The organism is Aneurinibacillus sp. Ricciae_BoGa-3 (genome assembly GCF_028421645.1).
In the GTDB taxonomy this organism is placed as follows: Bacteria; Bacillota; Bacilli; order Aneurinibacillales; family Aneurinibacillaceae; genus Aneurinibacillus_B.
Map to the genome: position 1 here is coordinate 275,040 of NZ_CP116887.1, position 23,962 is coordinate 299,001.

Below are 23,962 nucleotides of genomic sequence, written 5' to 3' on the forward strand. Positions count from 1 at the left end.
TTTTTTGTAGGCAGGCGCCCTTTCTATTGGGTTGCATATAATATTTTGATTCTTTGCTGTTTACGAAAATCATTTTATAGCATATAATCATATGAAATTACTTGGTTTTCGGATGGGGGATATAAATATGAGTATCGGAATTGCGGTTATGGGGCTAGTGGTAGGATTTTTGGTGGGCATGACGGGAGTAGGAGGCGCTGCTCTTTTAACTCCTGTTTTAATATTACTAGGAATTAATCCTACTATCGCGGTCGGAACGGATCTTTTTTATAACTCCATCACAAAACTGTTCGGAGGTATTCAACATTGGAGACAAAAAACAGTGAATGTCCAGATGGTTAAATATTTAGCTTTAGGGAGTATTCCTGGTGTTGTTTTAGCTATAGGAGCTTTGGAACTTTTCGGATCTTTTTACCATAATCAAGAGCAAGTTATCAAACATGCACTGGGTTACGTTTTGGTATTGGTCGCCACGGCCATTGTAATACGAACTTTTTTTGACAAAAAGTTACGACCTAACATGTGGCAAGTAAAACCGTTAGAAGAAAAGAAGGGTATGACCATCCTCATTGGAGCTGTCTTCGGTTTTATTGTTGGTCTTACTTCGCTTGGCTCCGGTTCCCTCTTTGCCGTTGCTATGGTGTATCTGTATCGAATGAAGACATCAGAATTAGTGGGGACGGATATTGCTCATGCATTCCTCCTGGTATCGGTTGCGGGGATACTCCACGCTGGTTTAGGGAGCGTAAACTATATGCTTGTGGGTAATCTTCTGTTAGGTTCCATCCCAGGGGTACTCCTCGGCAGTACATTATCATCTAAAATTCCCGCCAGACCCCTGCGTGCCGTCGTAGCAGTGCTTATCCTTATTAGTGGATTGAAACTTGTCTAAAAGAAAGGGTTAAGGACCCACAGTGCGTAAATCAATCCCCTCTGGGCAAAATATGTTCCGGGACTGCGCTGGCAAACCAGCAGCACTTCCCTATCACAGATCGAGGAGTGAGATAGATGGCTGAAAACAACAATCGCAATCAGAACGATGCTGGAGGCCCCAATGCGACGAACGCTGTTGACGGCAACTCTGCTGAAACTGTAGCAACCGTGGGTACAGGTGTTGTGGGTGCCATCGTGGGTTCCTTTTTTGGGCCGCTTGGTACTATTGCGGGTGCCGTAGCTGGTGCTGCATTGGGTAACCAGGCAGGTGCGGGTGTCGATAACTATGCGCAAAACGTGCGCGGTGCTGGCGGTAACAAGTGACGTGAAAAAGCTGGATAGATTTTACATTGCTTGTTAGTACTGACGATGGGTCATCTCCGTCGACTCTCTCTACTGTGATTCAAGGAAGCTCCAGGCGTTATTCGCTCGGGGCTTCTTCGTTGTACGCCCGGCATGGGCATTATCTATAGGGTTGAAGTCCCGAATGGTGACGGCAGTAGTAGCCATAGCATAAGGCAAGACCTTCTATGTATATATGAATATACGTTCCTTCTTTTCTTTGAGACGTTCAAATGCGAGGATGGTTTCATTGATGCTTATGTCGAGTATGTAACCAATCCGTTTAATAACAAAAGCGACTTCCTCTGCGGAAAGTCCATGCTCTATGCTGATTTTAGTAATTGTTCAACAAAGACAACTCGAATCGTTGGATAGAGAACAACAACTTCTGAAATTCTTCCCCTTAGAGAAGCTTCCCGTCCTCCCATCCTTTTGCTCCATTCAGTAAGTCCTTCTGGTAATTCTTTCTCATTGCTAGCACCGGAATCTCCTAAAAAACCTATAAATTCAGCATAGATAATAAATCCCTGTTCTATTTCTTCTTTAGGAACTTCCAATTTAATTCGGTCAATAATATCTTCAACGATTTCAACCGCCAATAATGCTTTATTTTTAGTGAGATATAGCGGAAATCTCCACTTGCATACTTTCATCAGCATCTGGTCATGATAATATCGTGGATAAGACCTCCACACCACTATCGAAGAATAACACGAAGCAACGTTAAATCGTTGTAGTCTGATTAGGTTTTTGCGATACGTGATAAAATCATATACTGTACGGATTTATGCAGACTCTAGACTGAATCAGACGTGGTTCGGTCTCTTCGTGTCTGAGGCGGCAAAATATAATCAGGAGGTTCCAAAATGACATTTGACCTTATCGTAAATTTTGAAAGAGGGCGTAGAACATTCGTGGAGGTTAACGCAAAGGACAGCAAAGAAGCATTCCAAAAAGCATACGAACTTCACCCAACAGCAAAAAGTGTTGGTTTTTACATAGGCAGATTTATTTAATGATGTAGCTGTATGTGCTTCCGCAAAACAAGTTCGTAGAACGTATAAATCTCACGAACTACCTTTTATCAACTTGTGAATCAACACGAGGAACAGCAACGGCATCGTATATCGGCGAACTAATAACGTTTATTATGAGGTAAGCGAGCGTCAAAAGTTTGATGTTCTTTCCCGTTTGTTGGACGTTGAAAACCCGGAATTGACGATCGTATTCGGACGAACAAAAAAGGCGGGTAGATGAATTAAATGACACATTAAATAAGAGAGAATACATGGCTGATGGCTTACATGGGGATCTGAATCAGAATGAGAGGGATGTTGTGATGAAGAAATTTCGTGAGGGAAGCAACGAAATTTTAGTAGCAACAGACGTTGCTGCCAGAGGAATTGATGTTTCGGGGGTGACGCATGTCTACAATTTTGATATCCCTCAAGATCCCGACAGCTAATAAACCTCTTCATTCAAAAAATCAATAGCCTGATTTTCAGTGAATCCTTTGACTAACGCTAGTTCACTAGTTAAAATGTCCTTTGCATTGTCCAGCATTCTTCTTTCGCTTGTATTCAGCCTTTTTGTTTCATTCATATGCATTAAATCACAGATGACTTCAGCACCTTCTTGTATATCGCCCGTTTTGATTTTATCCATGTTTATACGATACCTTTGATTCCATGGAAGTAATGGTTCAAATTCTCTATCGTTAAAAACAAGCAATGTATTTTCCAATGTAAGCATATGCAACTTATCTTCCCAGATAGCTGCTTTGGTATGCTCGATAATCTTACTTATAAAAAAAGCTTGAATTGGGCTGGCATTCTTCATAATTAAACTTAATTAGAAACTTATAATGGGGATAATTACTTCTACTTTGATGTCGTTATTGGTTCTTTAAACCTTGATTTCATCTGATTTCGTTTTTATTTATAAAGGTGTACCTTTGTAAACGAATATTTTATCGGGACGTCCATTAAAAGACTTTGTCAAATAAAAAAGCCCATAGCACCGCTATGGACTCGCATGGAAAAATTTCCGATTAGCAGAAGAAAACGACTGTTAGCGCTGAAATCGTTAACAACAAACTTTATACTCCTGGAAATTTACTAATAATCCACATTCAGATAAGAGTCATAAAATGTTCAAACATCTGCAAATTAAAAAAGCCCAAGCACCGCTCTGGGCTGTATAGAATGGTAAATATTACTCAGGTTGGACGTTTAGAAAAAAATCAACAGTTGCATGCGTAGTGCTATGAATAAACCACGTATTTCCGCTTCTCATTCATTATAGCATGGATTAGGAAAATAAAACAGTGTTTCCAGAAACTAGCCAATTGGGGAAGTGTAGGGGATGAATAAATAGCAGAAGTAACGATGAATGTAGTTTTGCTTTCACATACGCAGTTGTCTTATGATTTTTTACGTAGTATGGGACTTGTCTATCCGGTGCCCGGCACATCAATAATTTTGGAATTGTCGTTTGGAGAATGACTGAAAATTAGTATTTACATATGCTAAAATTTGAAAAAAAAGATGTGCCAAAGTCTGACACGCTGAATGGGAGAGGAGCAATGGCGAAAGATTGATATTGCTCAATTGTTAATATTCACGATACTGTTGTAATTTATCCAATCGGTGATGCAGGCACATCAGAAAGACGGAGCAAAATAATGTTGAACTTGTTGATATTTGGAAATACATATGCTATAATAAATTTAAAGGTTAAATATGTATTGATGTTTATAATTCACATGTTATCAGGGGTTATATATCGATGTATATGTCCCGTGATAATATGTGAATTTTTATTTTCTACGGTTAATATCAAAACATATTATAATATATCTATTGGAGGTTCTTAATGAACACAGGTACAGTAAAATGGTTTAATGCAGAAAAAGGTTTTGGTTTTATTGAAGTTGAAGGTGGAGAAGATGTGTTTGTACATTTTTCTGCAATCACTGGTGATGGATTTAAATCTCTTGAAGAAGGCCAACGAGTAAGTTTTGACATTACTCAAGGCAATCGCGGAGCTCAAGCTGAAAATGTTGTGAAGTTATAAACTGTAAATGGTTAGGCTGTTAACAACAATGTTAGCAGCCTTTTTTTGGTGTATAGGAAGTATGAATCTTACTTATACACACAGGCGGTTTTTTATCAAAATAAATACACATGATTCGAACGTCAGTGTCGTATTTTCGACCATTGATGACATGATTAATTTTTATTCCAACAAACAGAGTTGCAGAGAAAAGTAGACGATCTGAGCAATTTAAAGAATCACACAAGCAAGGAAAGGGATGGTATCTCATAATTTCTTCATTTATCTTCACTTTTTGGGGTGGATGACTTTTGCTTGGCTGCCTCGTTTACATTGCCTTTTCGAACCGAAAGGTCAGAAACCTCTATGCAATTTAGGGAAATCCATTGCTGAGAATGGTTTCCAAGAAAAGGGGGTTACAATGAAATCACTACAAGAATACACCCGATGGAAGAAGGACATGGCTCCTCACGGTAAATCAGATTTGAGGAAGAGCGTCTGGCAGCTGGTCAATAGCATCGTTCCTTTCATCCTGCTGTGGGGTCTCGCTTATGTAAGTCTGTCTATTTCAATATGGATCACAATGGCGCTTACAATTCCGGCAGCCGGATTCATGATCCGAATCTTCATTATATTCCATGATTGCTGTCATCTGTCGTTCTTCGATGGGAAGAAGGCGAATACGATCATCGGAACGATAACGGGGATCCTCACCTTCTTCCCTTATGAACAATGGAAAAATGAGCATTCCATTCATCATGCGACTAGCGGAAATTTAGGCTGTAGAGGCACAGGCGACATATGGACGCTGACTACGAAGGAATACGCGGCGCTCTCCCCATGGAAGCGTCTAGGATACCGCTTATACCGCAACCCATTTGTCATGTTCGGGCTCGGACCGGTATTTATTTTCTTGATTGTATACCGTTTGAACCGGAAGAGCGCCAGACGCAAAGAGCACATGAACACGTACCTAACGAACGCGACGCTAGCCGGCTTGATGGGACTGCTCTGTTGGTCGTTGGGCTTGAAGGAGGTCCTACTTGTGGAGGGGACGATCCTCTACCTGTCCGGCGTTGCGGGCATATGGCTCTTCTACGTGCAGCATCAATTCGAGGATACCTATTATGAGCGTGCGCATGAGTGGGATTTCGTAAGTGCGGCGATGCGCGGGAGTTCCTATTATAAGCTGCCCAAAATCCTGCAATGGATGACGGGGAATATCGGCTTCCACCATATTCATCATCTGGATCCTCAGGTGTCGAACTATAACTTGCAGCAAATACACGAGAGCAACGCCGCACTGCATGACGTTCCTACCATTGGACTTCGTTTGAGTCTGCAGGCGCTTCGATACCGGCTGTGGGACGAGAGTAGCAAGCGATTTGTGGGGTTTAGGGATCTTAAAGGATAAACAATTGGCAGATCGTAGTTTCTCGCGGTCTGCCAAATATCATAGTATCTTTGACCAAATGGCACATGGTATTGGTGGGTGGATAAGTTAATTCGGAAGAAAAACTGCTTATTGTGTTCGAATAGCTGCGCCGTTAATTCGGTTGGAGGCATAATTATTATTCCTAACACGAAATATGACGCTATCATAACGCATTCCTTTAACTGGTAACATGTATAAAGGGGGCGTTAGCATGGGTTTAAGCATTTGTACACGCAATACATATCCGAAGGGAATGATTGCTTACCACGGATTATCCGATTGGTGGCTAACTCTTACGGAACAGCAACGAAAGAGCTTCCGTAAAATGTGCGAATATACGTCAGGTTGTTTACCGGATGATATGGACATTACGGATTACGTCCTCATGGGTTTGCGTGCCAGTCGTACGCGATATCAATTCTTAGCCGATTTAGCATCGTGGACTACTGAGAATAATTTAAAGATAGCGCTGATCGAATGGGCCATTACAGAAACGATAGAAGCGCGAGACGATATCGAGCTGCATTTTACGTATATGATCGCCTGGAAGCATTATAAGCGGCTTACGAAGGATGATCTGACATATGCGGACACTCTTATCGATTATTTGCAAAAGGATATGGCGCTGTATGATTACTTCGTAAAGTTTTGTAAAGCAGGGGGATTAGGTAGAAATGCACCAGTTCCCCGTTACCCTGCGTTTAAGGAGCTGGCGTTTATATGCGAGCGCTTAGGCCGTTACCAGGATGCGCTGGATGTCGTTAATGATGCGATGGCCCGGAACGTGAACGAAGGATCTTCGTGGGAACGGCGTAAGACGAAACTGGAGAAGAAGGTTAAGGATTAACAAATTCTTAACGATATCAAAGTACATTAATAACACTTTAGTTGTAACATTAAATTTGTGTTTCAGGACATCCTGATATCCCCATGTACTACCGTTTCTTTCACCAAAAGACCCTGATAAGGAGGGTCTTTTTGTTTTTAATGTACCTTAACCTGAAAATCAACTCAAAAAACCCCTGAATCAACAGAGGTTTCCGGAGATATGTGTAAGTGATAATCCTATAGTACATTTCTTATGTGTCAGAGTGATGTCAAAAGTAATTGCCCGTTGTTCAAGGTTACTAAAATTGCGCAATCGGCGCTAAACCATGGGGTTAGCGCTAGTTGATTCAGCTAGTAATTCAACGTTAAACGCACCAGAATTTATCAGCAGACACATTCGGATTCACCAGTTCCCGCAGCGCTTTGATTACCCTGGCAGCCGTTTTCATATCCGGCATGAACACACCCCCGGAACACAACCGTACAATAGTCGCCCGACTTACTCCGCTTTTCTTCCGCTGACTCCAGTTGCGAACCTCCGTTCTAATCCAGATACCTTCCAAGCTTTGAACGATTCTTTCCGACCATTTACGTCTATTAAGTGGTAGTATGTTGTGATTATACGAACCCGTAACTACTCGGAATAACAGTCAGGCCGATAATATAAAAGCACGCTGTTATACGGAATAAGAAAAGAGAATAGATAAATACCTTTATGGTCTAATGTCCGTGTAAAAAACTGGAACTTTGATTAGAGCCTGATGAGGCACTAACCCACGAAAGCGATCTTTAACTTTGAGTATGCCGACTATGTACCAGGGGTTGTATGGTTGGATTCATTTACCACGCGACAAATACCGAACTCATAGCGTCTTTAACAGATGAAAGCCTACATAAGGGAGACGGACACTATAAAAAACTTGAAAAGATCGTATTAACAGCTGCATTAACAGCCGGTATCACGGCCCCTTACGCTGTGCTATCTCAATCAGCTTCGGCAGCCACCGTACAACAATCGTTCACTAGCGAAGACCAAGCGTATAGGAACGCTGTTGGCAGTTACTTTACGCAAAGGTTTGAAAAACAGGCGTTTGAGGACTATGTTAAGGATGAATCTGATAAGGTGGTTCGACAAGGAAACGAGGCTAAGATTGCTGACGCATATAACCGTCTGGTGCTTGGGGAACGTAACTACCAGACTTACAAGAATCTCTATCTAGCGGAACTTAACAAGCTGAAGAAGTCGTATACGCCGTACAAAACTCAATCTTCTGCAAAATCTTCAGTGACAAAGCAGGCCTACACTCAAGCGGAAAGAAACTAGGCGGGGGCGCAATACATACCACAAAATGAATATCCAGGAGTGCGGGACGAATGGACGAAGCTCGACGATTTATGCAAAGCATGGGAAGCTGTAACGCGTCAGAATAACGGTAAGGCATACAGACCGGAAGATGTGCCGCCTACTTTCCGATGGACTAACGTATATTTTCAACGTGCAGTAGCGGCTATGGCGGTAGAACAAGACGCACTAAACAAGTATGTAGCAGCCGATAAGCAGGGTATTTTTTCAGAAGCACTTTCTCAGAAATCTACACTTAATTATTACGAACAGCAATACACGACAAATAAAAACCTTTATAGTTCGTATATAACTGAATTAAATAAGACCCACTACTAAAATTGAATGGAAAGGCGTCCCGATACTGGGGCGTCTTTTTTGAATCGCTTCGACTTAAAAGTCTGGCAGAACGATACGACTCGTTGCGGAGTACATAATGAACCGCCGTATACCGAACGGTACGTACGGTGGTGTGAGAGGTAGGGGGTTAATCACCCCCTCCTACTCGATTTGAAGTGTAAGGAAGGATAATGCAATAGCGACAGAACTTAGGTCAGCAGTTCTTTGGCTCCGTTCATTATTAATGGCATGGTCTGTTTAACGAATGATTCTGCATTTATTAGACGCCCCTCATTGTTCCAAACATAAGCTGCCCCATACATTCCCCAACTTAACATGATTGAAGCTGTATTTATTAATAATTGCGCGTTTGGACTCGAAAGCATCTTGTCTTTGTTTATAAAGGAGAGGAGTATCGTTTGAATTTTTTCCTTTATTTGAATTTCGAATACAGCTCCAAGCGATTTATAGCTTCTTTTGCACAAGGTGCTCAGATCCTTGTGAAAATCGCATACAGCCAGAAAAATACTCTCAATAGTTTCTTCATTTAATACTGTATGACCACTTATTCTGGGAGTTATGATCGCTATAAAAGACTCATTTATCTTAGATTCAAGGATTGCGAATTTATCTGCAAAGTGCGCATAAAAAGTCGCTCTGTTTACAGTAGCCTCCTTCTTTTAAAAGAAATGAATCAACTGACGGACGAGGAATTACTTGAATCACTCGCTTTCGATTTTCGATTCCATTATGCACTGGGGATTCAGGATATTGAAAAAGAACGTGTCTGTATAAATACCCTTACGAATTTTCGGAAACGTCTGCTTCAGTATGAAATCAAAACAGGACAAGATTTACTTCAACCCTTGACGGGGTATAGAATAAATACTAGAATATAGGCACAGAATCATTAAGTGAAATCCTTACGTATGCTCTATTCGTGAAATCTATTATGAATGGTGTTAAGAGATTTGCGGAGTTTCGAATGCAATTCAATATAGAAAATTAGGTAGACTTTTCAAAAAACCAATTGGTTAGTTGACAGTAAACCGACAAGTTTCAGAGATTAATGGTTATAAGACCATGAATTCTGGATTTGTCGGTTTTTTTATTTGAAAAAAAGGGGCTAAACAAGGAAGGAATGTTTTTAAAATGATACGAATGGTTATTTCTGCTTTTAGTATTTTTGTTGCTTTCATCTAATTCTTGCAAGGGAGGAAACCGGATGGTAGGCCTTAGCTTTGTTTCATTCCCAATCGCATTTCTTATCGTACTTGCAGTTTCTTTGCTTAGCGCGATATTTCTGTTTTACCCTCGTGTTCCCGTAAATTTTGTTCGTATTCATATCGGCCTTATATCGTTACCGCCAATAGTTGCCTTATTAGCTCTTGTTTTTGATCATAGAAATGTCTTTTTGGGTCCTTGGCAGTTTGATTCATTATCCTGGCTTATTGCATTGTTCGTTCTTACCATTAATTTATTTGTACAGCGTTACTCGGTTCATTACTTACTAGGTGATCGTTCGTATCGAACCTATTTTGCGCTTCTTACCTTCACTACGGTTGCGGATTCCGTTGCTTGGCTGAGTGACGATCTACGGTGGCTTTTGGCCTGTTGGGGAGCTACACTTCTTGGACTCACGTGGCTCATCCGTTTGAAAAAAGAGTGGCATGTAGCCCGAAATGCAGCTTTTCTTTCCGGGCGACTGTTTTTAATGAGTTGGCTTATCTTGCTCGTCGCGATACTTTGGATGGCGCATGTTACAGGCCATTGGCAGGTGTCACTTATTCTAACTCCAACCAGTCTTGCAGAGTTTAGTTCATGGGAGAGGACATCTATCAATCTACTTCTTGTCGTAGCTGTCATAATCCCAGCTGCTCAATGGCCGTTCCAACGCTGGTTGTTAGATTCGGTCGTGGCTCCCACACCAATTTCCGCTGTCATGCATGCGGGCATTGTGAATGCCGGAGGACTTCTGCTGACCCTTTTTGCTCCAATTTTTAACGACAGTGCGGCACAGATGGTTTTGCTCGTGTGGTGTAGCCTTTCAGTCCTGATGGGGATCGGAATCATGTTGGTTCAGGTGGACTATAAACGACAACTCGTAGGATCTACAATGGCACAAATGGGTTTCATGTTAATTCAGTGTGCATTAGGTGCATATTGGGCAGCGATTGCTCACGCCATATTACACGGAGTTTTCAAAGCAACTTTATTCTTACGAGCTGGTTCTGCAATTGAGCACAATAAACCCCTATCTCGCTATGCACCATATTCCCTTTTTTGGAACGTCATTGGCGTTGTATTAGGGCTTATCGTAGGTATAGTTGTTTGGCTTACGTCCCGCGGTGACGTGTATCAATTGGTAAGTGCCATATTCTTAGGTTGGTCTGTATCATTGGCATGGACAAAACTTGTGGCTCAAGGATATGGCCGCATTGGGCGTATTGCAGGGGCTTCCTTATTTGCAGGAGTTGCAGTCGTATTTTACATGACTCATAACGCCTTTTATCTACTGTTACAGGCAGCCATACAAAAAGGATTGCAACCGCCTATACTATCGGGTATTTTGCTTGTGTTTCTATTGTTCCTTGGAGGCTTTATAGGATCGTGGTTCGTTCGTCGGCAGTCATCAACGTCTTTTGCCATTCTTTATTTATGGCTTGTGCATCTGAGTGAACCTCAAAACGATTCTGTCGAGATCCATCCAACATATCTAATAAAATCCCTAACGAGGAGGTAATAGATGTGATTCCTACTGCCCAACCAGTGCAGGTAAAAAAGAAATCTGATTTCCAAATTCGAGAAATTGAGCAGTATGTCAAATCCGCGAGTGAAGTTATCGCACCTCTTGGACCTATACAAACATTTGCGGCACGTCACCCGTGGATGAGATTGGAGCGGCACTCTTTTGAGCAAGTGGCACGACGATTCAAAGAGACGTGTGATGTAGATATATATCCGAGCGATTTCGTATTCCATTCTGCGTGGAATCATGGCGAGATTCACATGTCGTTTCTTGAAATGGGTCTTCAAAAATGGCTTGATTCCCAGTCGGTAAACCTACCGCGAAAAGTTGCCGAACAGTTCTGCCTGACTGCTTTACTAAATGCGCCATCTTCGAAACTTCTGACAACACCTGAGGTGAAACGGTTGGCAAAACGACTAAACTGGTTTAACCCTCAGATTACAAAACCAGATGTTGTACGAACCTACAGTCAGCGTTTGGAACAGGATGGGATTACAGAGGTAGCTTCCAATCTCGATCGCCATTGTATCAAGTGGTGCAAATTATTCTTGGATGAATCTCAAGCGGTTTGGTCCATGCCCCAACGAGAAAAAGGATTCTATCAGGCGTGGAAGAGATTTGTTCAGTTTGACCCAGCCATATCATCCGGCGTACGGAAACAACTGAAAGGACTACCAAGTGAGGCGGACCGGGCATTACAAGAAGTTTTGTTGAAACTTGAAATCCCTGAGTCGAATATACAAGGTTACCTGGAGGCCCATTTGCTTACCATGCCCGGGTGGGCGGGGATGATGCTTTGGCGTTCCCAACAAAATGATCAAGAAAGCTCCCTGCTTTTGGAATATTTGGCTGTTCGAATTTGCATGGAGTGGGCCTTCCTCAAACGGTATCTTCCTTTGTCGAAGGAACGAACGAAGGAACCCTTACTTTTGGAATCATTGATTGCTGCCTGTGTACAATGGGGGGACCTGCCAATTCACGAATGGGCGAAGGTATCCGATTCCGAATTAAAAGCACGGTTGAACCTTGCTTATCGTTTCGATAAAACGGTACGGAATCGGCTTTGGCTGGAAGCTTGGGAACAAACCTACGAAGAAAATGTTAGGAAGAGGATCACATCTGGAGCACACACAGAAACCAAACCTACGCCGCCTGCATTAGCTCAATTTGTTTTTTGTATTGATACACGTTCTGAGTCCTTTCGCCGCCACCTTGAACAGGCAGGTCCGTTCGAAACCTTTGGAACAGCTGGCTTTTTCGGGCTTCCGATAGAAACCTGCACACTTGGGAACCAACACACCCATAACTCGTTACCAGTGATGTTTAAGCCCAAACATAAAGTCAAAGAAATGTCACATGATAAGGAATATAACTCCTATCTTCAGAGACAACAGGCGGCTAATTCTCTTAGTTTTACGTTTGACGCAATGAAACACAACATGTTTACAAGTCTCGTACTGCCGGAGATTAGCGGACCTTGGCTTTGTTTACAGACCTTGGCACGATGCTTTGTTCCACGGGGCATAGGGATTTCCTTGCGCAGACTTCGGAAAACATGGCTCCGTAAACCTTCAACAGAACTCACACTCAGTCAGATACACACTACGGGAACGGAGTTAACGATTGGTTTTTCCGAGAAAGAAAAAGTGTACTATGCACGGCAAGCTCTAAAAATGATGGGGCTTACCGAGCGTTTCGCTCCTTTGGTGGTTATTTGCGGTCACGGTAGCCACAGTACCAATAATCCTTATGCTTCATCTTTGGATTGTGGGGCATGTGGAGGGACGTCAAGTGGATTCAATGCCCGGGTACTTGCGACCTTATGCAATCTGCCAAGCGTCAGGCAAGCACTTAAAACTGAGGGTATTGTAATTCCCGATGATACCCTATTTGCGGCTGCCGAACATATCACATCATTGGATACGTTACGTTGGCTGTATGTTCCCGCACTTTCTCCTGCAGCGCAAGAAGCTTTCGATCAAATTGAATCTACGATGCAAAAGGTGAGTGAGAAGGCAAATGCAGAACGGCTCTCACGCTTACCAAACATTCGCACACAGCTGAGAAATCCAAATGCGGAGGCAGAGCGCTTTGCTGAGGATTGGAGTGAGATACGGCCAGAATGGGGGTTAGCGCGTAACGCCTCCTTTATCATTGGAAGTCGTGCACTTACCCGAAATTGCAACTTGGATGGAAGAACGTTTCTCCAAACCTACGACTGGAAAAAGGATAGGACCGGCACGTTGCTCTCCAACATCATTACAGGTCCGGTAACGGTTGCTCAATGGATTAATCTGCAATATTACGCATCCACCGTTGCCCCTCATTATTACGGGAGCGGGAATAAAGCGACTCAAACCGTAACCTCTGGGATTGGTGTTATGCAGGGGAACGCCAGTGACTTATTGACGGGACTTCCTTGGCAGTCTGTCGCACAATCGGATAATGAAATGTACCATGAACCATTGCGTTTGTTGGTGGTGATTCAAGCGCCAAGAAAGTACGTGGAACGGTTGTTGGAACAAGTGCCTGAATTTCGTCAAAAAGTCCAAAACGGATGGATTCGGCTTGCATGCATAGAACCAGAAGGAAACTGGGAAAGTTGGTCATGACATCTTTCCCACCAATCGACCGGGAGCAGGGATAGAAAGGATTGGTTTTTCCAATACTATACCAATGTGTTCCTTGATTAGGTCAATTCTATGAGAGAGGGATAAGAATATAAGTATGAGTAAATCAAAAGAGGCTACAGAAGCTGAAATCAGTAAAGTATTAACAAAGAGGGATAAGAAAATAAGTATAAGAAAATCGAAAGGCGCTACAGAAGCTGAAATCAGTAAAGCATTAACACAATGGGAAAAAAATTACCTGGGCGTTGGAGCGGTAGCTGTAAAATCCGATATCTTACGAAACATGATTATTGTTCAATTGGATCATGTCTTAACTCCCGCTGAATATTCCTTATGCAAAGATAAAGATGGAATGTTGTCCGTCAAAAAGAACCGTAATGGCTTGGTAGAATCGGGGATCGAACAAATAAAAGAAATCATCTTCACGATTACAGGTGAAGAGGTCGTCAGTTTCCACACCGATATTAGTACAAATACGGGAGAACGACTCATGGTTTTTAAATTTGCAAAGAATTTGGAAGCCCAATTTTCATAAATTGATTCATATAATTTTATTATAGGGGTGAATAAAATGATTAAGGAGCAAATAAATAAAAGCTTATTTATTATAGGAATGGATAACACAATAGAACAGGTACAAAAAGCGTTCAATATCCATTCTGATGATATGTTAGTGTTACAAATTTATGGTCCTGTTATCACAGAACCCTATAGTGATCTCATGCGAGATATCATCCTTTCGGTGTATGAGGAAAACGTTGAGGAAATTTATGTAGTCGGCACAAAAGGCAAACCAACAAATGTAGTTAATATGCAAGAAGTATTGGACAAAATTTATGAAAAAGAAGAATTACGAGAACAAAGAGAAGTATTAGATTATCTATTTAAAACTTGTATGCCTGAATTTCCTGAGACCTCTATGCGTGAATGGTTAGAGGGCAGCAAAACGATAATGGATGGTGTACAAACAAGTGTCCAGATTATTCGAAATCATTCACTTGTTCCATCCAATGTGAACGTTCGCGGAATCATCATGGACAAATCGAATGGGAATCTATCAGAATTAAAAGTTTCATAAGTAAATTGATGAAATACGCCCACACACTCATGATTTTTTGATTTCTCAAACATAAGCGCATCTTCTTTTCTATTATATAGGAAAAGGGCGTTCTTAGATGCTGGGACATGAAAAGGCATCAACCACTCAAATTTATGTAACTTTATAAACGATATTTTTAAGAGCCGACATGGCTCTTGTTTTACTCTAGCTGGCAGGATAATTCAATAAGAAGAAGTGACAAAATAACCTGTACAAGCTACTAAAAGGAGACGATTATGTTTTATTATGGCAAGGGAAGACGACACACCTAAAAGAAAAAAGTTAAATGAGTCCTATTGTCCAAAATAACCAAAGAACAAGCCGAAGTGGGTTGGTTTCTGAGGCATCTCTGAAGGAGAATATTGCACTTGGGGATATGGGAGTATCGGAATTAATAAAGAGGAAGCTTCTCAGGCAATCCCTTTTTGTTCCGCTCCCATGAAAATTAGTTGTGTAACTCTTGGAAAAAGACAACACTAAAGAAGACGCAGCTCATTTATTTTTTAAAAAGAGTGCAGCGCCTAAATTCTATGTTTGTGGTATTTGCAATTGATTAGGAAACTTCCGTAATGGTCACGGTATAACCTAAATTTTCGAGTCTTCGAACCGAATACTGTACAATCGCTTGTTGTTTTTGCTGGTCAAAATAATCTTCTCCTAAATCACGGCTTCTACCAGAGCTGACTTAAGATATTTATTTCCGTTTTTCGCTTCATCGTGCGCCGCGCCAAATTGGCTAGTTTCTCGGGATCTTCTTCTCCATCTCCGATGGCATCAAGCATATCGCGAGAAGACAAGCCCATAATATCAGAAACAACAGAGCCCAGTTTGATATTGGCTCCTTCTAAAACCTTTTGAATCCGATTATGTTGTCTTGCTCGTTCTTCGATGATGCTGCGGCGGTAGCGAACGAGTTCTCGTAGTTCTCGCTGATTTCGATCGGGTATAAAGCTAGCCTTTAGTAACCCATGGCGAAGAAGCTGGGCAATCCATTCCGCATCCTTCACATCGGTCTTGCGACCGGGAAGTGCTTTCATATGTTGGGCGTTAACAACTAAAAGCTCAATTCTTTCAGCCTCAAGTAAGTTTACAATCGGTTTCCAGAACACACCCGTACTTTCCATTGCAACATGGGTACATCCATGTTCCTTAATCCAATCGATTAACTCGAGTAGAAACACGGTTTTGGTAGAAAACGTTTAAATCTCCTTTCCTTCCGGTGTCATAATACATGCCGTAATGCTGTCTTTATGAATGTCCATACCGCATGCCCGTTCAATGAGGACTTCCATGGAAAAAACATCCTTTCTACGGCTTAACATGACTGGAGGCTGGTGCAACAACCAGAGTAGGATTAATCTCCCATGAGTGTTTCCCGCAAGGGAACGACAATCTGTGATGCACCGTGGTCGTTGGAGTCAGACTAACGGTTGGCTCTATGGCACCATAGCGGATCGACCTTCCTCTCCCAGCCGTAGTATCAGTATGAACAAAAAAACCAAATTTTCATAGTCTGTGGTGCAGCGCTTGCGCTGCATGGGTGGCTGACGGGAATCTATGGTTTAATAAAAGGTGCGCTACTACTATGTAGTTGTCGGCTCTCAATAAGATTTAGTATAAAAATTATTTTGAAGTTTTTCTTCTCATCGATCTATAATAGGAACATACGTTTCTGTTATAGAGGAGGACTAAAATGAACGAGCATAGGGATGGAGGTAATATCAAATGGAAAACTTCGTTTATGTTACCGGAGCATTCTGAGGCATTAAAACAAATACAAGAAAACCAGGAGAAAGTTGAAAAACCTATCTTGAATCAACAACGGTTCAATGAATTATCTTTCAAAATTAGTGATGCCATGATGCACAATTTATCGATCCAAGTTACATACTGGTTTGATTACAAATTGAGGACGGTTATTGGTGCAATAATCAAATTGGATACTGTAAATAAAAAACTAGTTATTGGGTCGAATCAAGTGAAAATACCTTTTGATTTGCTTGTGAATATCAAATTAGAAATTTAGGAAATAAGGTAATCAGTTTTTATCTTGCTGGTTTTTTATTTACATATTAAAAATATTATCTTGGAAAGAATTTTTCCGGGAAGAAAGCCCCCTATTGTTAGATATACACGGGACAAGGCAGAGAACATTTCTCTCCCTTACCGGGTAAATAAAATTAAGCAAATGTTTAATTTTTCTACAAGCAAATTATTTTTTGAAATTTTATTTATTCTAAATGGATAAGTGGTTAATGGGGCTGAACTGATTGTGTTGAATTTTAATGTCTTCGTTATTCATTTGGATATATTTTCTAACCGTATTCATCGTGCTGTGATCCAATAATCGTTGAAGGGTAAAAGCGTCGCCACCATTCAAAATATAATATTTTGCGAACGTGTGACGAAAAGTATGTGGCGAAACACGTACTCCTGTAATTTGTTCTTTCTTCCCATAATCAGTTAAACGTTGTCGGATAACACTTGGGTCTAACTTTTCTCCATAATTAGTAAGAAAAATATTTCGGCAACGTCTTCAAAAATGGTATCTTCTTTAATTAATAATTTAATACATTTGGCTGTTCTTTGTGATAAAGGTAAAATTCTCGCCTGATTATTTTTAGCAACATGTGCAGGTACAATTATGGTCTTTTGTTCGTAGCTAAAATTGTTTGCTTGCAAGTTTAGCGCTTCTCTTACCCTGATACCGGTATCCAGCATAAATAACATCAAAACGTAATCTCTAAACCCGGCAAAAGTTCTTTGATCGGGTTGTTTGAGTAGTTTCGAAATTTGCTCTTCAGAAAAAGATTCAATCGTGTCTTTTTCTGTTTTCAGTAATTTGATCCTTGCTGCAGGATTTTCTTGTAAATATCCCTCATCGAATAAAAATTTCAGAAAGCATTTGAGTGATCGAAGCCGTACGTTAATCGTCACAGGAGACAGACCCTTTTGATGGGCATATTTGTCAGCCAACCATTGATGGTTATCCCATATTCCTTTTTCATGTTTTAAAAAGTGAATATAGCTGCGGAGAATTTCAGTTGTTACTTCGCTAGCGCATTTCAAAGACGGATGAAAATCATTAAGGTAGGTATTGAAATATTTAAAGTGCGTCTTATGATCAATCAACGTACGTTCCCTTAGACCTTCAATTTCTTTAGCTTTAATAAAAATCTCAAATAAATCCGTAAGAGATTCCGTAGGGGTTGGCATCTCCTCTTCGATATCTTCGGTTAACCTTCGAGATACCGTTTTACGACCCTTCATTTTTGCTTGACCAGACATAAAAAAACCTCCTTAGATGGATAGGCGATCGCCATATACCAAGGAAGCACACACGGTCTAAAATATTCTACATACACGGTCTACCTGAAAAACGCCTAGAGTCACCATATTTTAACAAGGTCGCATAAACCTTGATGTATCAACGTTTTTGGCGGGAGTGGGTGCGAATCGAACACACCAGCGACTACACGAGCCGCTCACTCGGTTTTGAAGTTATGAAGAGGGTGTAATGAGTAGTTACACAAAGTGTTAAAGAGTGCTTATATATCAAGGGTAGTGACTCTTTTGATGATTTGCTGTAACTGTGATTTTCATATAATTATTCTTAGTATGGCACCAAAAAGGACACCAATTTAAAAGAGGTATAAAGCTATAAATGTTGGCCAGTCAATCACGACTGGCTATTTTTATTTTTTTTTAGGATGGTTCTATGGAAGCAAAGCGTTGATATTGATATCCCGTTTGTTGAATTCCCAATAAAATAAAAAAAGCTCAAAATCTAAAAAAGAGCAAGTAGCACCAGAAAAACACTTTTTAAAAAAGGGCTGAGCCTCTGAGTGATGTTTGGTAGACAGATAAGCATCTCCCTTCTTATTAGAATAAAGGCAAGGCTGGTGCACGGGAATCGATTGTTTAATAAGGGGCTTCAGCAGCTTTTTTATTTGACTAATAGGCGGTTTAATAAGTCTGTTTGATGCTTATGGTTGACTGTAGGACGTTTATCAAGCTATGGAAGTTCTAAGGACAAAAGCGGCATTACGATTGTTAAGGAGAAACAAAGAGGCACCTATCCTAATTGATAGGTGCTATTTTTTACAAACGATTAATCATATTGTTTGTACAAATTTCAACAAATACGGAGGGATTTCCTTTGATTGTATAGAAAAAAAGTAAGAAGAGGAGTGATATTGAATGGACATTAACAACACTAACAATTTGCTTTACAAATTAAGTGAAATTTCGAATGCTCAATTAACTGAAATAGATATCTCTTTAAGCTTAGTAAGAAAACAAAAGGAATCTGATCTATTCTACCAATCGTTGGAGATATCACTTGCTATTGAAGTAAAAGATTGGCTTAAAAAGCATATCATTAAGTCGCTAAAGTCTTTAAAGACAAAGGGTCCAGAAGGTGAGGAATTATTTTATGTTGGCGATTACAATCATGAAATTAAAAAACAAGATCAAATTGCCAAGTATAATCTTTCTAAATCAGCAGAACTGAAGGGTAAAAAAGATAAATTGTTAGCAGCAGTAAGAAATTCTGATCCCTTGTTTCAAGAGAAAGATACTAATTTTCAAATTGTTAAATTAACTTATCAGACAGAACAGGTTTTCTTTTCATTCTATAGAGGGGCTAAAAAAAGCAGCGCCAGAAAAAAAGCCGTTTTTAAAAATTCCAATCAATTTCAGTTTATTGACCATACAATTGTAGATGTGGGCGGCAATTTTGATTTCATTTTATTACAAGACTATATCTTTATATTAAACGTTACAAATTTTGAGCATGCTTTTGACTATAGAGACCATATAAATAAATTAAGAGATGAAAACCTCACAGAAATAATTTCTATGCCATTCTTTAACGATGAAAGATCAAACAAGAGTGAATTCGAAAAACAATGTAAAACTTATGTATATTCAAGAGGATTAGCACAAATCAAACCTGAAACACTATCCGCCTTACAGGATAAGTTTAAAGCAAGATGTAACGAGTTAGCCGAAATAAAAAGATTAGCACCAGAAGATCCAGATGAAAGAAGAGAATATATTGAGAAATTCGGAACACTATGGCAACTATTTGAATATATTGACGTTGATCAGTACAAGATCAGATTTAACGAAGGAGATAACCCAACTCCATTAATCAATTTCTTTGCAGATAAGATTGTAAAATCCTTCTTAACTGAAAGCATTAAAGTAGCACTATCTTATGAGTGAAATAATAACAAGTAATTAGCCTTTCGCTCTAGAAAGGAGAGTAGATATGTGGGGGAAAAGAGAACAAACAGTTTTGTGGGGAACGGCGTACCTACCTCTTTACCTAATTATGATTTATCGTTTTATTGATAGTAATGATTTTTTTAAAAAAACCTATCTTGCTTTGTGGTTGAGCAAACATATAAATAAGGTTCTATTTGATTTTATTATTATAGTTCTAATAATTATATTTTCATTACTTATATATAGGAGTGTAACAAATTGGTATTTTAAAGATTTTGAAAAAGAATTGACACAACAAGGAGCAGGTGCTACATATGCGGTTAGAAAGTATGAAAAGCTAAGTGTAAATGATTATTCATTTTTCCTTATCACCTTACTTTTACCTTTGGTGTCTCTAGATTATGCATCTGTTATAAACCTAACAGTCTCGTTGTTAATTATCATAGTTGTAATTGCTATTTATGTTAAAACTGATTTTATAAGTGTTTGTCCACTTTTCTTCACATCGGGCCGACACGTGTTCAAAGCGATTATTTCCACATCCAGTCAGGAAGAGGAAGCAATGAATCCATCACTAAAGATCTCGGCAATTATCATTACTAAAGAGAAGAACCTAAACCTTAATAATAAGTTCAAGGCAGAAAAATTAGTCAGTAATATTTACTACCTTGCAGTTAATCGTAACCATGACTAATTTTTATTCCATTTATAGTCCTAACGTTTTGCTATTATTTCGGGTACCTGTTTACCTTTTACGTTTGTTTGAATTGTGGGTGTGAGGAAAAAGTACGAACTTATCCAGTGGGAGAAAGAGAATAAGACAATAAGTGAGTTGAAAGGGGGCATAGTTCAGTTGAATAAATACTTAAGTTACAAATTGGCTAATACACTAATGCGTCCACAGGTTTTTGTAAAAAAAGGCTCTTATCTAATCATCGATATAGAGCCCTAATAGTAATATTTTATTGGTTTCACTTGATTTGGATTTTCAGAAGATTCATTATGAGTTTTCAATAATCTTATTTAAATGAATGTATAGTATCCAATTCCCCCTGGAGCCATTTAACAAAAGTATATTTGGGAATCTTAATTCTTTTGCCTATATGGACGGTATGAAATATATTAGACTTTGCAAGCTCATAAGCTTGTCTACGACCGATGCCTAGAATTCGCTGAATATCTATTACGTCTAAAACATCAGGATAATCATGTAGCTGCTTCATTGTTGCGACCTCCGAATTTTATTGGGGATAAAGTATGCTCTGTATACAGTTTTTCCTTGATAATTATTAATGTAACATTCCGAATGTTCTGGTTGTGAATTTTTAATACCTGTTTGCGCAAGGAACTCCTCAGCTTCCCTACCATATAAAACTTTTGGCTCTACAAGATTATGACTACGCATGTATCTCTGATGTCCATTTAAGCGTGAATCTAAGATTCCTTTTGATAAATAGTGGGAGATTTTATGGTTTGTGCTTACAGAAGAACGACAATTTTTAACCCATACTCCACCATTTTGCCAAAGCGCTTGTAATTTCTCTTGAGGAATAAAAGGTAAATCTGTTACAAGGTGAAAATGAATGGCTTCTCGATTATGTGCATCTTGGAATTCAGTTACACCAATGTATTTAAAGTTTGAATTGTGACCATTCTTTGTTAAAAAGCGACATACTCTTTTTTTAAACTTGTCGAATTCTTTTTTACACTCCTGAAGGTTCTGAACGTTAATAGAACAATCATCTGAGAAGGTAAGTGTAATGAAATTGTATTTTGCTCGAAAGTTAGCTGAAAGAAGACGTTTGAGACGAGTGACCGCTCTTTTAACAGACACTTTACGGTGTTCCTCTTCCTTGGTACTTGCTTGCTCATGAAAGTGTTTTCTACCACCATGACTGGTTTTCTTGCAGACAATAGGGTATTCATAAGTAAATTCTTCAATGAGGTTGCCACTAGCGATAATTCGTGTGTAAATTAAATTTTCTGACATGTTACTTAATCCTCCTTAGTTAACGGTGAAAATAATCAGTATAATATCAAGGTAATTATTTTGAACCGTAAAAATTATTGGTTTCAAAAGGAGAACATCTACTACCCCTCTATAATCCATTCGGTGCTATATGGGCCGATGTATCTCCTTTTGTTAACTTTATTGTACTGGGAATGCTAGTTTTTGTATTGTCGTACGACTGATTGTAAGGATTAATTTAAACCGTTGACACATGAGTAGCAGATGAACTTCAATAACAAATCGAAATCTATCATGAAATTCCTCAATTAAACTCCATCTTTCTCAATAATTAACTCTCCATTTAAAAAAATGTTTTTTGAATTAGCTATGGGCTTGTTTTATGAGCTTTAAAATAATTTTTATTTAATTTCAGTTGTAAATAAAAGGATGGTGATTGTTAATTAGTTACTTTAATATTGGTGGAATTAAAGCATACGTGATAATACTAAAGTGGACATAAAAAGCAAATACAAATATAAAGATTGGAAGCCGAAACTTATATTGCTTTGGTGAATCAGATTTGACGGTTTTTCCCAAAAATCGAAGAAGGCGTTCGTTTCATTACATATTCAAAGGATAAGTGTGAAATGTTAAATCGACCAAACATCTCACTGTTTTGAAGTTTTATAGTCAGTAATTAGTTCCTATGTTCCGATACTGTCGTTGCATAATTAATTTCTTCTATGTCTATGGTTTTGAATTTAAAAAGTTAACACAAAGAAATTATTCAATAATATGGTAAAATACATTTATGGTATATGGGGTCAGATAATGCTCTGAACCTAGCGTAAAGGCAGAGTGATATATATGGAAAACTATTCTTCGGGCTTTACATCAGAACGACTTTTTAAAACGGAAATGAAAATGATGTTATCTCTACGCCTCGAAGGAACAAGTGAAGATAATATTCGCAAAAAAATCATTGAAGAAAATCTGTTTCAAAAACGTAGTATGGGAGCAATTCAAAGTACGTTAGCAATGGTTACTCGCCGTTTAAAGGTAATAGATGGAACATTAGCTAATTTCTTTTTACATAGTTCTCGCTTTGATGAACAAGCAATTCTTTTATACAGTTTTTTGCAAACATATCAATTTCCACTCGATTTTGTGATTCAAGTCGTACGGTATGCTTACGAATTCGAACGGAAAGTTGTAACGAATGAATCAATCCAGGCTTTTTTTGAACGAAAAGAAGAAGAAAGTGAAATTGTTTACGCCTGGTCCGAACAAACCAAGAAGAAGTTGCGTCAAATTATGCTGTTGTTTTTTACGGAGTGTGGCCTGCTGATGCAGGAAGACAAATGGTATGTTGCCACGCCTATTCCCATCAGCAAAGAGTTAAAAGAATATACGGTAGAGAAGGCTCCTTTGCTGCTTCTTGTCACTTTAAACAAATAGAAAATAGGAGAAATTCAAGGATGGGTACCCTTCAAGAAAGATTAGACCATTTATTTGAAAGAATTCAAGAACACGACTTTGTAAATCAGACCGGCATTGGAAGTGATTTGCCTCATTATGTTCTTGACTATGATGCTAAAGATGAACTCATGGTTCGTGACTATATTAAATACATGCTTCAGCGTCCATCTCTTCATGTAGCCGAAGTGAATCTATATCACTTGTTGCTTGAACTTTTTAAAGACGATATTGATGATCTGTTAGGATTAGGAGACGAAGAAGGAGTGAATGGGCTGTGGGAAGCAATCGGCCCCACATTGGAAACAAACGATTATATCGAAGGGTTTATTGAAAAAGCAGGAGACGCTGACATTGTATTTATGACAGGAGTCGGCAGTGTCCATCCTTTTATACGTGCCAGCAAGACATTAAAACGTCTCAGCGAGTTATCGTTTCGTAAGCCTGTTATTTTGTTTTATCCAGGCAAATTTACAGGATTACAACTTCATTTATATGGTATTCATCATACAGAAGACGAGTATCAGCTTTCACGCATTTCATAAGTAGGGG

General features: G+C 39.4%; 21 protein-coding genes and 5 pseudogenes. 19 read left to right on the plus strand and 7 right to left on the minus strand.

What is annotated here, in order from left to right; all coding sequences use genetic code 11:
- Positions 1 to 127: 127 nt before the first annotated feature.
- The gene (locus tag PP175_RS01425) at positions 128 to 892 is read left to right on the plus strand and encodes a sulfite exporter TauE/SafE family protein (protein WP_272443149.1); all 765 of its coding nucleotides are present in this window, start codon (positions 128 to 130) and stop codon (positions 890 to 892) included.
- 116 nt (positions 893 to 1,008) lie between these two features.
- Complete coding sequence (locus PP175_RS01430; RefSeq protein WP_272441127.1) at positions 1,009 to 1,257, plus strand: hypothetical protein; 249 nt, start codon at positions 1,009 to 1,011, stop codon at positions 1,255 to 1,257.
- Between the two features lie 341 nt (positions 1,258 to 1,598).
- Here the strand turns inward: PP175_RS01430 and PP175_RS01435 are convergent, their stop codons facing one another.
- Entirely contained in the window at positions 1,599 to 1,928 is a 330-nt protein-coding gene (locus PP175_RS01435) for a hypothetical protein (protein ID WP_272441128.1), read from the minus strand.
- Between the two features lie 213 nt (positions 1,929 to 2,141).
- Between PP175_RS01435 and PP175_RS01440 the strand changes: the two genes are divergently transcribed.
- Both PP175_RS01440 and PP175_RS01445 read left to right on the plus strand, forming a co-directional pair.
- The gene (locus PP175_RS01440; protein WP_272441129.1) at positions 2,142 to 2,291 is read left to right on the plus strand and encodes a hypothetical protein; all 150 of its coding nucleotides are present in this window, start codon (positions 2,142 to 2,144) and stop codon (positions 2,289 to 2,291) included.
- Positions 2,292 to 2,412: 121 nt separating this feature from the next.
- Positions 2,413 to 2,737 (plus strand): annotated as a pseudogene (locus PP175_RS01445) (helicase-related protein); the annotation flags it as partial.
- Here the strand turns inward: PP175_RS01445 and PP175_RS01450 are convergent.
- A pseudogene (locus tag PP175_RS01450) lies at positions 2,737 to 3,027 on the minus strand (CarD family transcriptional regulator); the annotation flags it as partial. The pseudogenes PP175_RS01445 and PP175_RS01450 sit on opposite strands and share 1 nt — an antisense overlap.
- 1,122 nt (positions 3,028 to 4,149) lie before the next feature.
- On the opposite strand from PP175_RS01450, the gene PP175_RS01455 reads away from it, so the two are divergent.
- The 5 genes from PP175_RS01455 to PP175_RS01475 all read left to right on the plus strand — a co-directional run bounded on the left by PP175_RS01455 (position 4,150) and on the right by PP175_RS01475 (position 8,273).
- A complete protein-coding gene (locus PP175_RS01455) occupies positions 4,150 to 4,350 on the plus strand; it encodes a cold-shock protein (protein WP_272441131.1) in 201 nt (66 codons plus the stop codon).
- Positions 4,351 to 4,750: 400 nt separating this feature from the next.
- A complete protein-coding gene (locus PP175_RS01460; RefSeq protein ID WP_272441132.1) occupies positions 4,751 to 5,743 on the plus strand; it encodes a Delta(5) desaturase DesA in 993 nt (330 codons plus the stop codon).
- A gap of 232 nt (positions 5,744 to 5,975) precedes the next feature.
- Entirely contained in the window at positions 5,976 to 6,611 is a 636-nt protein-coding gene (locus tag PP175_RS01465; protein WP_272441133.1) for a hypothetical protein, read from the plus strand.
- An 807-nt stretch (positions 6,612 to 7,418) separates the two neighbouring features.
- Complete coding sequence (locus PP175_RS01470) at positions 7,419 to 7,916, plus strand: hypothetical protein (protein WP_272441134.1); 498 nt, start codon at positions 7,419 to 7,421, stop codon at positions 7,914 to 7,916.
- A 39-nt stretch (positions 7,917 to 7,955) separates the two neighbouring features.
- Positions 7,956 to 8,273: a hypothetical protein gene (locus PP175_RS01475; protein ID WP_272441135.1), complete on the plus strand. Its 318-nt coding sequence runs from the start codon at positions 7,956 to 7,958 to the stop codon at positions 8,271 to 8,273.
- Between the two features lie 209 nt (positions 8,274 to 8,482).
- Here the strand turns inward: PP175_RS01475 and PP175_RS29695 are convergent.
- Positions 8,483 to 8,950: pseudogene (locus PP175_RS29695) on the minus strand (TetR/AcrR family transcriptional regulator); the annotation flags it as partial.
- A gap of 12 nt (positions 8,951 to 8,962) precedes the next feature.
- On the opposite strand from PP175_RS29695, the gene PP175_RS29800 reads away from it, so the two are divergent.
- The 5 genes from PP175_RS29800 (at position 8,963) to PP175_RS01495 (ending at position 14,730) form a co-directional block, all read left to right on the plus strand.
- Entirely contained in the window at positions 8,963 to 9,172 is a 210-nt protein-coding gene (locus PP175_RS29800; RefSeq protein ID WP_442870412.1) for a transposase, read from the plus strand.
- 326 nt (positions 9,173 to 9,498) lie between these two features.
- On the plus strand, positions 9,499 to 11,016 hold the full coding sequence (locus PP175_RS01480) for an NADH dehydrogenase subunit 5 (protein ID WP_272441136.1): 1,518 nt from the start codon (positions 9,499 to 9,501) through the stop codon (positions 11,014 to 11,016).
- Between the two features lie 5 nt (positions 11,017 to 11,021).
- Positions 11,022 to 13,634 (plus strand): DUF2309 domain-containing protein, encoded by a 2,613-nt coding sequence (locus tag PP175_RS01485; RefSeq protein WP_272441137.1) that lies wholly within the window; start codon positions 11,022 to 11,024, stop codon positions 13,632 to 13,634.
- Between the two features lie 187 nt (positions 13,635 to 13,821).
- Positions 13,822 to 14,187, plus strand: coding sequence for a Na-translocating system protein MpsC family protein (locus tag PP175_RS01490; protein WP_272443150.1), 366 nt, complete (start codon positions 13,822 to 13,824; stop codon positions 14,185 to 14,187).
- A gap of 36 nt (positions 14,188 to 14,223) precedes the next feature.
- The gene (locus tag PP175_RS01495; RefSeq protein ID WP_272441138.1) at positions 14,224 to 14,730 is read left to right on the plus strand and encodes a carbonic anhydrase; all 507 of its coding nucleotides are present in this window, start codon (positions 14,224 to 14,226) and stop codon (positions 14,728 to 14,730) included.
- A 719-nt stretch (positions 14,731 to 15,449) separates the two neighbouring features.
- Here PP175_RS01495 and PP175_RS01500 read toward each other — a convergent pair.
- Positions 15,450 to 16,043 (minus strand): annotated as a pseudogene (locus PP175_RS01500) (IS110 family transposase); the annotation flags it as partial.
- A 401-nt stretch (positions 16,044 to 16,444) separates the two neighbouring features.
- On the opposite strand from PP175_RS01500, the gene PP175_RS01505 reads away from it, so the two are divergent.
- Positions 16,445 to 16,777 (plus strand): YolD-like family protein, encoded by a 333-nt coding sequence (locus PP175_RS01505; protein WP_272441139.1) that lies wholly within the window; start codon positions 16,445 to 16,447, stop codon positions 16,775 to 16,777.
- A gap of 210 nt (positions 16,778 to 16,987) precedes the next feature.
- On the opposite strand, the pseudogene PP175_RS01510 reads toward PP175_RS01505, so the two are convergent.
- Positions 16,988 to 18,039, minus strand: a pseudogene (locus PP175_RS01510) (tyrosine-type recombinase/integrase).
- A 912-nt stretch (positions 18,040 to 18,951) separates the two neighbouring features.
- Between PP175_RS01510 and PP175_RS01515 the strand changes: the two are divergent.
- Together PP175_RS01515 and PP175_RS01520 are read left to right on the plus strand one after the other, a co-directional pair.
- Positions 18,952 to 19,980 (plus strand): Kiwa anti-phage protein KwaB-like domain-containing protein, encoded by a 1,029-nt coding sequence (locus PP175_RS01515; protein WP_272441141.1) that lies wholly within the window; start codon positions 18,952 to 18,954, stop codon positions 19,978 to 19,980.
- Positions 19,981 to 20,026: 46 nt separating this feature from the next.
- Positions 20,027 to 20,677: a hypothetical protein gene (locus PP175_RS01520; RefSeq protein WP_272441142.1), complete on the plus strand. Its 651-nt coding sequence runs from the start codon at positions 20,027 to 20,029 to the stop codon at positions 20,675 to 20,677.
- Between the two features lie 325 nt (positions 20,678 to 21,002).
- On the opposite strand, the gene PP175_RS01525 is transcribed toward PP175_RS01520, so the two are convergent.
- On the minus strand, positions 21,003 to 21,206 hold the full coding sequence (locus PP175_RS01525) for a helix-turn-helix domain-containing protein (RefSeq protein WP_272441143.1): 204 nt from the start codon (positions 21,204 to 21,206) through the stop codon (positions 21,003 to 21,005).
- Positions 21,203 to 21,973, minus strand: a complete 771-nt coding sequence (locus PP175_RS01530; RefSeq protein WP_272441144.1) for a rolling circle replication-associated protein — start codon at positions 21,971 to 21,973, stop codon at positions 21,203 to 21,205. Before PP175_RS01530 ends, PP175_RS01525 begins: the two co-directional genes overlap by 4 nt.
- Positions 21,974 to 22,801: 828 nt before the next feature.
- Here PP175_RS01530 and PP175_RS01535 point away from each other — a divergent pair.
- Together PP175_RS01535 and PP175_RS01540 are read left to right on the plus strand one after the other, a co-directional pair.
- On the plus strand, positions 22,802 to 23,392 hold the full coding sequence (locus PP175_RS01535; protein ID WP_272441145.1) for a DUF1819 family protein: 591 nt from the start codon (positions 22,802 to 22,804) through the stop codon (positions 23,390 to 23,392).
- Between the two features lie 20 nt (positions 23,393 to 23,412).
- Positions 23,413 to 23,955: a BREX protein BrxB domain-containing protein gene (locus tag PP175_RS01540; RefSeq protein ID WP_272441146.1), complete on the plus strand. Its 543-nt coding sequence runs from the start codon at positions 23,413 to 23,415 to the stop codon at positions 23,953 to 23,955.
- The last annotated feature ends 7 nt before the right edge of the window (positions 23,956 to 23,962 follow it).